Annotated in this window: 10 protein-coding genes; 9 read left to right on the top strand and 1 reads right to left on the bottom strand. The window is 70.7% G+C overall.

Going from position 1 to position 10533, the window contains the following annotated elements; genetic code table 11:
• The first annotated feature begins 16 nt into the window (after positions 1-16).
• The 8 genes from asnB (at position 17) to ACU6P3_RS18190 (ending at position 8796) form a co-directional block, all read left to right on the top strand.
• Complete coding sequence (gene asnB, locus ACU6P3_RS18225) at positions 17-1873, top strand: asparagine synthase (glutamine-hydrolyzing) (RefSeq protein WP_447193236.1); 1857 nt, start codon at positions 17-19, stop codon at positions 1871-1873.
• 93 nt (positions 1874-1966) lie between these two features.
• Positions 1967-2458 (top strand): PhzA/PhzB family protein, encoded by a 492-nt coding sequence (locus ACU6P3_RS18220; protein ID WP_447193235.1) that lies wholly within the window; start codon positions 1967-1969, stop codon positions 2456-2458.
• A 106-nt stretch (positions 2459-2564) separates the two neighbouring features.
• Positions 2565-2975: a VOC family protein gene (locus ACU6P3_RS18215; RefSeq protein WP_447193234.1), complete on the top strand. Its 411-nt coding sequence runs from the start codon at positions 2565-2567 to the stop codon at positions 2973-2975.
• Between the two features lie 139 nt (positions 2976-3114).
• On the top strand, positions 3115-4125 hold the full coding sequence (locus tag ACU6P3_RS18210) for a methyltransferase (RefSeq protein ID WP_447193233.1): 1011 nt from the start codon (positions 3115-3117) through the stop codon (positions 4123-4125).
• A 121-nt stretch (positions 4126-4246) separates the two neighbouring features.
• A complete protein-coding gene (locus ACU6P3_RS18205; RefSeq protein WP_447193232.1) occupies positions 4247-4732 on the top strand; it encodes a DUF488 domain-containing protein in 486 nt (161 codons plus the stop codon).
• Positions 4729-6405 carry an asparaginase domain-containing protein gene (locus tag ACU6P3_RS18200; protein ID WP_447193231.1) on the top strand — a complete coding sequence of 559 codons (1677 nt, stop codon included), beginning with the start codon at positions 4729-4731 and terminating at the stop codon, positions 6403-6405. Before ACU6P3_RS18205 ends, ACU6P3_RS18200 begins: the two co-directional genes overlap by 4 nt.
• A gap of 57 nt (positions 6406-6462) precedes the next feature.
• Entirely contained in the window at positions 6463-7314 is an 852-nt protein-coding gene (locus tag ACU6P3_RS18195; protein WP_447193230.1) for a PhzF family protein, read from the top strand.
• A gap of 99 nt (positions 7315-7413) precedes the next feature.
• Positions 7414-8796 (top strand): replication-associated recombination protein A, encoded by a 1383-nt coding sequence (locus ACU6P3_RS18190; protein WP_447193229.1) that lies wholly within the window; start codon positions 7414-7416, stop codon positions 8794-8796.
• Positions 8797-8885: 89 nt separating this feature from the next.
• Here the strand turns inward: ACU6P3_RS18190 and ACU6P3_RS18185 are convergent, their stop codons facing one another.
• Entirely contained in the window at positions 8886-9281 is a 396-nt protein-coding gene (locus tag ACU6P3_RS18185) for a RidA family protein (protein WP_447193228.1), read from the bottom strand.
• 135 nt (positions 9282-9416) lie between these two features.
• Here ACU6P3_RS18185 and ACU6P3_RS18180 point away from each other — a divergent pair, with 135 nt between their 5' ends.
• A complete protein-coding gene (locus ACU6P3_RS18180) occupies positions 9417-10391 on the top strand; it encodes a helix-turn-helix transcriptional regulator (protein ID WP_447193227.1) in 975 nt (324 codons plus the stop codon).
• Positions 10392-10533: the final 142 nt, after the last annotated feature.

The following is a 10533-nucleotide window of genomic DNA, read 5'->3' as shown; positions in this document are numbered from 1 at the left end:
GAAGAAAGGCAAGTCGATGTGTGGAATGACGGGCTGGGTCTCGTTCGACCGGGATCTGACTCAGCAACGCGCGCGGCTGGACGCGATGACGGAGACCATGGCCTGCCGGGGACCGGACGCCGGCGGCGCCTGGCTCGACCGGCATGCGGCCATCGGCCATCGACGGCTGGCGGTCATCGACCTCGAAGGCGGCACCCAGCCCATGGTGGTGCCCACCGACGACGGCCCGGTGACGATCACCTATACCGGTGAGGTCTACAACTACACGGAACTCAGGGCCGAGTTGATTCGTCGGGGCCATCGGTTCCGGACCCGCAGCGACACCGAGGTCGTGCTCCACGGCTACCTGGAGTGGGGCGAAGCGGTCGCCGAACGGCTCAACGGCATGTTCGCCTTCGCCGTCTGGGATTCCAGGGCCGAGAAGCTCGTGATGATCCGCGACCGGATGGGCGTCAAGCCTCTCTACTACTCCAGCACCGACGACGGGGTGATATTCGGCTCCGAGCCGAAGGCGATCCTCGCCAACCCGCTGGCGGACCGCGCCGTCGACCTCGCCGGACTGCGGGAACTGGTCAGCTTCACCCAGACGCCGGGCAGCGCCGTGTGGTGCGGGATGAACGAGGTGGTCCCGGGCGGCCTGGTCACCGTCGACCGCTCCGGCCTGCGCGAGCACCGCTACTGGACGCTGCCCACCCGTCCGCACACCGACGACCGGGAGACCACCGTCGCCACCGTGCGCGAACTGCTCGAGGACATCGTCAGCCGCCAGACGGTCTCCGACGTCCCGCGCTGCACCCTGCTCTCCGGCGGCCTGGACTCCAGCGTGATCACCGCGCTGGCCGCCGCCAAGCTGGGCCGGCCCGGGGAACACGGCGAGCCCGGCGAACGGGTGCGCAGCTTCGCGGTGGACTTCGTCGGACGGGAGGACGACTTCGTCGCCGACGAACTGCGGGGCACGACGGACGCCCCGTACGCGCTGGAGGTGGCCGCGCACGTCGGCTCCCAGCACGAGTCCATCGTGCTCGACCACGCCTCGATCGCCGACCCGGCGGTGCGCCGGGCCGTCATCACCGCGCGCGACAGTCCGCTCAGCCTCGGTGACATGGACAACTCGCTCTACCTGCTGTTCCAGGCCATCCGGGAGCAGTCCACGGTCGCCCTGTCCGGTGAGTCCGCCGACGAGGTCTTCGGCGGGTACAGGTGGTTCCACCAGCCGGAGGTCCAGGCGGCGCGGACCTTCCCCTGGATGGCCGTCTTCGTCAGCGGCGCGCGGGCCCAGGTGTCCGATCGGTTCAACGCCGACATCACCGCCGCCCTCGACCTGCCCACGTACATCCGGGACCGCTACTCCGACGCGGTCGGCGAGGTCGAGCGGGGAGAGGGCGAGAGCGACCACGAGATGCGGATGCGGGTGATGTGCCACCTGCACCTGACGCGCTTCGTCCGAATGCTCCTGGAGCGCAAGGACCGGATCAGCATGGCCGTCGGGCTGGAGGTCCGGGTCCCCTTCTGCGACCACCGCCTCGTCGAGTACGTCTACAACACCCCGTGGTCGCTCAAGACCTTCGACGGCCGGGAGAAGAGCCTGCTCCGCGCCGCGACCGCGGACCTGCTGCCGCGGTCGGTGCTGAACCGGGTGAAGGCCCCCTACCCCGCCACGCTGGACCCGCACTACACCAGCGCGCTGCTGCAGCAGTCCAAGGAGCTGCTCACGACCGACGACCCGGTCTTCGATCTGGTCGACCGGAGCTGGCTGGAGGACATCACGCGGCGTGACTCGGCCACCATGCCGATCGACGTCCGCAACGGCATGGAGCGTGTGCTCGACCTGAGCACCTGGCTGGACGTCTACCGGCCCGAGCTCCGGCTCTGACGCGGCCTCCGGCCGATTCCGGCCGGCGACCGGCGGCCGGCCGCGCACACCACGTCAATGTCCACGCACGGACCATGGATCGAGGAACACGAGATGGGAACGGAAGACGCCCGGCCCGAGGGGCTCGAGGCCGACCTGGGCCTGCGCGCCCGGCACCGCGCCGTCGTCGCGGACTACATGCGGCGCAAGGGCGAGAACCGGCTGACGCGCTACCTGCTCTTCACCGAGGACGGCAGCGCCGGCCTGTGGACCAGCGACACCGGCGAACCGGTCAGCTCCCAGGGACACGAGAAACTCAAGGCGCACGGCGAGTGGTCGCTGCGCATGTTCCCCGACTGGGAGTGGAAGAACGTCGAGATCTTCGAGACGCAGGACCCCAACAGATTCTGGGTCGAGTGTGACGGAGAGGGGCGGATCCTCTACCCGGACTACCCGCCCGGCCACTACAGGAACCACTTCATCCACTCGTTCCTGCTCGAAGACGGCCGGATCAAGCAGCAACGCGAGTTCATGAACCCCTTCCAGCAGTTGCGCGCGCTGGGCATCGAGGTGCCGAAGATCAATCGCGGCGGCATCCCCACCTAGTGCCGCGACCGGCACCAGGGACCGGGCGACGGGCCCGGCCGGTCCGTCCGCGCCCGTCGCCCGGTTCGCACGTTCGCCCGTTCGTACTCTCAGCAAGGAGCACCAGGTGGGATCTCGGCTCAATCCGTACATCTCCTTCGACGGGGATGCCCGGCAGGCGATGGAGTTCTACCACGACGTCCTCGGCGGCACGCTGGAGCTGGGCACGTTCGGCGACTTCGGCTCGTCGGAGTCGCCCGACCACGACAGGATCATGCACGCCACGCTCAGCACCGCGGCCGGTTTCACGGTGATGGCGTGGGACGTCCCCGAGCGGGTCCCCTTCAACCCGGGCACCAACGTCGCGCTCTACCTCGGCGGGGACGACGCCGGCCTCCGCGCGTACTTCGAGCGGCTGTCCGTCGGCGGCACCGTGACGCTGCCCCTCGAGAAGCAGATCTGGGGCGACGAGGCCGGCACGCTCGTGGACAAGTTCGGGATCACCTGGATGTTCGACATCACCCGGCAGCAGTCCTGATCGCCCAGGGGGGCATCGCGTCGGACGGGGCCCGGAACCGGGGGCACGTCGTGTCACAAAGCGTTGTGGAGTGCCGTGGCGGACCGCGGCGAAGCGGGCGGACCGGCCTCGGCCGGGAAGCCGGGATGGTGAGGGTTCAATGACAGTCGACGTACAGGCCACTCGGGACGTGGTCGACATCATCACCGGAGGATGGAAGGCGCAGGCGCTCTACACCGCGGTCAAACTGGGACTGCCCGACCACATCGAGGCCGGCCGTGCCACCGCCGCCGAACTGGCCAGGGCGACCGGGGCGAACGAGCAGGGCATCCACCGTCTGATGCGCCTGCTGGTGGCCATGGGCGTGTTCGAGGGCAGCGAGTCCACCGGCTACCGCTGTACCCGGGTGAGCGCCGCGGTCCTCGAAGGCCCCCAGTCCCTGAGCGACATGTGCCTGCTGTACGGCGAGGAGTTCTACTCCGCGTGGGGTCACGCCCACCACGCCATCAGCACGGAGAGCTCGGGGTTCGAAGCCGCTTACGGCCGGCCGTTCTACGAGTACCTGGGACAGGACGCGGCCACCGCCCGCCGGTTCCAGCTCACCATGAACGCCGCGAGCATGTTCTTCCACCAGGTGCCCGAGGTCTTCGACTTCTCCGGCAAGAAGGTCGTGGACGTCGGTGGCGGCGGCGGGCATCTGCTCGCCACGATCCTCGGCGCCACGCCGGACGCCAGGGGCACGCTCTTCGACCGCGAGCACATGATGCCCAAGGCGCGTGAACACCTGTCCGCCACCGTCGGCCCGGACCGTGCCGAGCTGGTCGCGGGCGACATGTTCCAGGGCGTCCCGGCGGGCGGGGACGTCTACATCCTCTGCCGGGTGCTGGCCGGGCACGACGACGAAGCCGTCGTCGGCGTCTTCGAGCACTGCCGCCGGGCCATGGCGGACTCCTCCTCACGGCTGTTGATCCTCGACAGGTTCGTCGAGGACGATAACTCCACCGTGCTGCCCGCCCTGTGGGACCTGCACCTCCTGGTGACGACGGGCGGCGAGCACCGCAGCGTCGGCCGGATCACGCGGCTGCTGAACCGCGCCGGCCTGGAGATCGCCGGGACCGCGGAACTGCCCATGGAGACGACCGCCCTGATCGTCGCACCGCGCACCCCGTAACGGCACGGGGTGCGCGGAGAACGCGCCCCGGGCGGAGTCACCGCTCAACAAGCGGGACACGCCCGTCGGGTGGGGCACAACCGGACGGGGCACCAACAACAGCGCGAACAGGAGGTCCGCGGTGCTCAAGTTGGCAACGATCGGCGTCTACGGCTTCGACGGCGATTCCTTCCTGGAACGACTGCGTCAGGCGGACGTGCGCCTGCTGCTCGACGTACGTCAGCGCCGCGGGGTCCGCGGACCGGACTACGCCTGGGCGAACTCACGCCGGCTGCAGGCGGCCCTCGCCGAGGCCGGGATCGCCTACCGGCACCACCGCGAACTCGCCCCGACCACCGAACTGCGTCACCTCCAGTACGCCGAGGACGACCGCCAAGGGGTCGGCAAGCGCTCCCGCCGCGAGCTCGCCGCCGAGTACACCCGTCGCTACACCGCCGAGATCCTCGACCCGGCCGACCTCGATCCGGTCGTGGCGGCGCTGCCGAGCGGCGGCGTCTCGACGCTGTTCTGCGTCGAGCGTGACCCCGAGGCGTGCCACCGGTCGCTGGTCGCCCGGCGGCTGGCCGAACAGCACCCCGTCACCGTCGAACACCTGAGGCCGCTGTGACGGACGACACGCTTCGTCCCGGCACGCCGCTGCCGCGGATCGCGGTGTTCGCCGGACCGACGGCGACGATCCTGAACACACCGGACCTGGTCACGTCGAACAAGGCCCGCGCACGCCACGGTCTGCCGCTCCGCCCCTCCCGGTTCGACATCCTGCGTCCCCAACGACTCGCCGCGCCCGCGACGTTGTACGTCGAGGCGTTCAGCGCACACCCGCTCGAAAGGGACGCGGCAGGACTGTACGCCCCGCCGGACGGCTGGCTCGACGAGGACGGCACGTTCCACGCCGAGCGGCCGCCCGACGGAGCCACCCCGGTGTACGTCGTCGAACTCGACCCCGCCGACGGTCTCTACCCCCTTCCCTACATGGGGAGGCAGGCGGACGGGTCCGCCTGGGAGGAGACCTCGACGGCACCGTACGCACCACCGGGAGCCGCCCGGCAGACGTTCTATCCCGACGCCCGCCGCCTCTACGAGGAGATCGAGCGGTTCGGCCTCGCCGACCACGGCACCCCCGTCGAGCTGGGGTCCATCGCCGAGTTCGAGTTCTTCCGCGCGGCTCCGTCCGGTGGATACACCCTGGGCCCGGAGTCCGAGCGCCTCGGGCAGGACTTCTTCGTCTACTACCCGTACCACCTCCAGAGCGAGCCCGGCCTGGCGCACCTCGCCCGGGCGACCAACCAGGTCCAGGCCGTCCTCGCCACGGGGGAGTTCGCCGGCGTCCAGTGGCTCGAGGGGAGCCCGACCGTCGACGAGACCCTGTACTGGCTCGGCCTGGTGATCGACACGAAGGTGCCGCTCGTCGGACACGCGGCGCAGCGCCGCCACCAGTCACTGAGCGCGGACGGCGACCGCAACGTGGTGGACGGCGTGAAGTTCATCGCGTCGGGCGTCGCCCTGGACGAACGGGGCGAGGACCGCGTCGGTGCCTGCGTGATCGTCGACGAACTCGTCTACTCGGCCCGGGACGTGACCAAGGTCGACGCCCGGCCGGGCGGGTACGAGGTCACCGGCGGCCACGGAGGAGTGGTCGCCGACCTCGGCGGCTACGGCCCCCCGCAGCTCACCTACCTCCCCGTCCGTCTCCACTCCCACCGCTCGGAACTGCGCCTCACCGTCCTCCCCGAGCGGGTGGCCGGCGTCGCCGGGAGCCTGGACTCGGGCGTGTCCTCGGTCGACGTCGAGACGAAGGACGCCGCGGGGCTCGTACCCACCGCCATGCCGCACGTCTCCCTCACCAAGTACAGCCGGTACGCGGCCACGGGAACCGGCACCGACAACCCGCCCGTCGCCGAGGAGGAGGTCGAGATCCTCGCCCGGATCGACGCCAACCTCGGCAACGCGCCCCTGTCCGGTTTCGTGTGCGAAGGCATGTCACCGTTCGGGATGGCCGACCCGGCGAGGAACGCGGCGCTGGGTGTCGCCGTCTTCGCCGGCATGCCGGTGGTCCGCACCGGCCGCGGCAACACCGGGGGCATGGCGTACCGCACCGACCCGACGTTCGTCTCGGGCAACAACCTCACGGCCACCAAGGCGCGCATGCTCCTCATGGCCGCACTGCTGAAATTCGGTGCCCTGCCGCCGGCCGCCGATCCCTTCCACCCGACCCTCGACGAGCGTGCGGCCACCGAGAAGGCAGTCGCCCAGTACCAGGCCCTGTTCGACACCCACTGACCTCGCCACGGCGTCCGGCGGACGACTCCCGGCGCCCCCTTACGAGAAACGGAACCCATGGGTACGTACGCATATGTGGTGACCGACGTCTTCACCGACGCCCCGCTGGAAGGAAACCCGACCGCGGTCTTCCTGGACGCCTCCGGCCTCTCCACCGAGCGCATGCAGCGGATCGCGCGGGAGATGCACTTGTCCGAGACCGTCTTCGTCCTCCCCGCGCAGGACGACGGCGACGTGCGGGTCCGCATCTTCACTCCGGTGAACGAGTTGCCGTTCGCCGGACATCCCACCCTGGGCACGGCCGTGGTGCTCGGCGAGTCGCACGAGGCGAAGGAACTCCGGATGGAGACCGCCAAGGGCACCGTGGCGTTCGAACTCGAGCGTGACGACGACGGCCGGACCGTCGCGGCCGGCATGTGGCAGCCCCTCCCGACGTGGGAAACCTACGACCGCGCGGACGAACTGCTCGCCGGTCTCGACCTGGCGGCCACCGGCAGCACCCTGCCGGTCGAGGTCTACGACAACGGCCCGCGGCACGTGTTCGTCGGCCTGGACAGTGTGGCGGCGCTCTCCGCCCTGGAGCCGGACCAGAGGATTCTCGCGAGGCTGCCCGACATGGCCGCCAACTGCTTCGCGGGCTCGGGGAACCGGTGGCGGCTGCGCATGTTCTCGCCCGCCTACGGCGTGGTGGAGGACGCGGCCACAGGCTCGGCCGCCGGCTCGCTCCCGGTACACTTGGCCCGGCACGGGCTGATCCCGTTCGGGGAGTGGATCGAGATCCGCCAGGGGGTGGAGATGGGTCGTCCTTCGACGATGCGTGCTCGCGCGACGGGCACGCCGGAACGGATCGACTCGGTCCAGGTGGCGGGGTCCGCCGTGGTCGTCGCCCGGGGAACGCTGTACGCGTAGCCGCCGAGAACGCATGAGTGACGTGTCCACCGAGGAAGGGCCGCCGCGCGTGACCAGCAGAGCACCGTCCCCCGACCGTCCCGAAGGACGGGTGGAGTGATGGCCGCCGAGGACGAGGGCCTGTTCGCGTTACCGACAGCGGACAACGGACTGTTACCGGCATCGGACGACACGCCGCCCGCCGAGCCGGCACGGGCCGGCGCGCCGCTGGCGGTTCGGATGCGGCCGCGCACGCTCGCCGAGGTCGTCGGCCAGGCGCATCTGCTGCGTCCCGGCGCGCCGCTGCGACGGTTGGCGGAGGGCGGGGAGGCGGCGTCGGTGCTGCTCCACGGTCCGCCCGGCACCGGGAAGACGACTCTCGCGCGGCTGCTCGCCGATGTCGCCTCCCGCCACTTCGTCGCCCTCTCGGCGCTGTCCAGCGGGGTCAGGGAACTGCGCGACGTGATGAACGACGCGCGCCGTCGCCGCGACCGGCAGAACCGGCGGACCGTGCTGTTCATCGACGAGGTGCACCGTTTCTCCAAGACCCAGCAGGACGCGCTCCTCGGCGCCGTGGAGGACGGGCTCGTGCTGCTCGTCGCGGCCACCACCGAGAACCCGTCCTTCTCGGTGGTGTCCCCGTTGCTCTCACGCCTGCTGGTGCTGCGACTCCGGTCCCTGGCCGAGGACGAGGTCCGCGAGCTGCTGCGCCGTGCGGTGAAGGACGAGCGGGGCCTCGGCGGCGCGGTCACCCTGTCCTCCGAGGCCGAGGACGCCCTCGTACGCCTCGCGGCCGGCGACGCCCGGAGCGCGCTGACCGCTCTGGAAGCGAGCGCCGACGGGGTGGCCGGCACCGGCGGCACGGTGGTCGGCGTATCCGCGGTGGAACGGGCCGTCGCCGAGACGGCCGTCCGCTACGACCGGCAGGGCGACCAGCACCACGACGTCGTCAGCGCGTTCATCAAGTCGATCCGCGGCTCGGACCCCGACGCCGCGCTGCACTACCTGGCCCGCATGCTCGTGGCCGGGGAGGACCCGCGGTTCATCGCGCGGCGGCTGGTGGTGCACGCCAGTGAGGATGTCGGGCTGGCCGACCCCACGGCGCTGCAGGCCGCCGTCGCGGCGGCGCAGACGGTCCAGCTCATCGGCATGCCCGAGGCCCGCCTCGCCCTGGCACAGGCCACTGTGCACCTGGCCGTGGCCCCGAAGTCGAACACGGTGATCGTCGCTGTCGACGAGGCCATGGCCGACGTCCGGGCGGGCGCCGTCGGCGAGATCCCCGCTCACCTGCGGTACAGCCGCTACGCGGGCGCCAGGGAGCAGGGCAACGGAATCGGCTACCGGTACCCCCACAGGACCCCCGAGGGAGTCCTGGAGCAGCAGTACCCGCCGGACGACCTGGTGGGGACGGACTACTACCGCCCCACGCTCCACGGCGAGGAGCGCGTCCTGCACGAGCGCCTCGTCCGGCTCCGCCGTGCCGTCCGCGGCGAGGAGGGATAGCGCTGGGAGCGCGCGTGGCACCACGTGCCCGTCGCCCGTGCCGGTTCAGCGGAACGGGCACGGGCAGCAGCGGTGGAAACGTGGTCACCTCACGCGACGGCGGTGCCCTCGAGCTCGACCATCTGGCCGGGGATCGCCAGGCGCGTCACACCGAGCATGGTGGTGGTCGGCGCGACCCCAGCCGCGCCCAGCCGGCCCGCCAGCACACCGTAGTGCTGGAAGAGCAGGTCGACGTCGGTCGTGTAGACGTTGAGCCGGACGAGGTTCGAGAGGGACATGCCGGCCTCGGCGAGCACCGCCTCGATGTTGTCGATGCTCAGCGCCAGCTGCGCCGCCATGTCACCGTCGTGCTCGGGCTTGCCTTCCTTGCTCATCGCGGTCTGCCCCGAGATGTACAGGGTCCGCGAGTGCCCGGAGACGACCTCACCCTGGTTGAAGCCCATCTCGGCCGACCACGTCACCGGGTTGACGGCATTACGTTCCATTACCGACTCGCTCCATTCGGTTCACCGACAATACGTACGTTCAGCGACTCGGCACCCGCAGGGCGTTGACGTCGCAGAAAGGAGCCTTCCAGGAAAACGTGACATCATCAGTCATGTATTTCGTAGAGTTTTCGCATGCGCGCCGACCGGTTGGTTTCCTTGGTGCTCCTGCTGCGTCAGCGCGGTCGGATGACCGCGGAGACACTGGCTCGTGAGCTGGAGGTGTCCACCCGGACCGTGCTGCGCGACATAGAGGCGCTGTCCGCGGCCGGCGTCCCGGTCTATGCCGAGCGCGGCCGGCATGGCGGTTTCGCACTTCTGCACGATTTCCAGATGCCGCTCACCGGGCTGAATCCCGACGAGGCGCTCGCCCTGCTCGTGGCCGGATCGCGGCGCGGCGCACAGCTGTTCGGGCTCGGTTCGGCGCTCGCCTCGGCCATGCTCAAGGTGGTCGACGCGTTGCCCGAGGAGCTTCGGGACACCGCGGCCGGCGCGGCGCAGCGATTACTCATCGACCCGGAGACCGACCTCCTCTCGCGCCCCGTGGCCGCCGAGGAGGTGCCCGACGCCATCGTGGCCGAGGTCCGGCGCGCGGTGTTCGCCGGACACAAGGTGCGCATCCACTACGCGGCGGTGGACCAGGCCCCGAAGTGGCGCACGGTGGACCCGATCGGCCTGGTCACCGTACGCGAACAGGGCTACCTGCTGGCCAAGAGAGCCGGCGAGGACCGCACCTACCGGTTGTCCCGGGTACTGGCCGCCGAGGAACTCGACGAACCCGCGCGGCGACCGGACACCGTCGACCTGGACCGGGCCTGGCAGGAACGCAACGCGCGCTTCCGGACCGGCGGCGACAAAGTCGCCGTGCTGGTACGGGTGGACCCGGCGCAGCGAGAGCACCTGGTCGGCACCGCCCTGGCCGTCTGCGCCGAGGAAACCGACGCGGACGGCCGGCTGCGGCTGAACGTGATCTTCCAGGATTCACGACACGCCGAATGGGCCCTGTGGCAGTACGCCACCCGCGCGGAGGTCCTGGCGCCGCAGTGGCTGCGCACCTCCCTGCGCGACCGCGCCGCCGCGATCGCCGCCCGCTATGGCCCGCCGTCCTGAGTGGCCCGGTATCCCGTCGCGCGGGCTTTGCGGGCTTTGCGGGCAGGGTGATCGCCCCTTCATGGCGCGGAGACGCGGACAATGTGAGGCGGTCCCACGGCCTCGCGGCCTACGGCCCCGCGGCCTCGCCCTGGCGGAAAAC

The organism is Streptomyces hebeiensis, from assembly GCF_052983195.1.
Note: the sequence above shows the minus strand (reverse complement) of the source record. Positions and strands in the feature narration are given on the sequence as shown.

Bases quoted from the DNA above. Each gene is read 5' to 3' on its own strand.
- asnB (WP_447193236.1), top strand. From the start codon at position 17: ATGTGTGGAATGACGGGCTGGGTCTCGTTCGACCGGGATCTGACTCAG.
- ACU6P3_RS18220 (WP_447193235.1), top strand. From the start codon at position 1,967: ATGGGAACGGAAGACGCCCGGCCCGAGGGGCTCGAGGCCGACCTGGGC.
- ACU6P3_RS18210 (WP_447193233.1), top strand. From the start codon at position 3,115: ATGACAGTCGACGTACAGGCCACTCGGGACGTGGTCGACATCATCACC.
- ACU6P3_RS18195 (WP_447193230.1), top strand. From the start codon at position 6,463: ATGGGTACGTACGCATATGTGGTGACCGACGTCTTCACCGACGCCCCG.
- ACU6P3_RS18190 (WP_447193229.1), top strand. From the start codon at position 7,414: ATGGCCGCCGAGGACGAGGGCCTGTTCGCGTTACCGACAGCGGACAAC.
- ACU6P3_RS18185 (WP_447193228.1), bottom strand. From the start codon at position 9,281: ATGGAACGTAATGCCGTCAACCCGGTGACGTGGTCGGCCGAGATGGGC.
- ACU6P3_RS18180 (WP_447193227.1), top strand. From the start codon at position 9,417: ATGCGCGCCGACCGGTTGGTTTCCTTGGTGCTCCTGCTGCGTCAGCGC.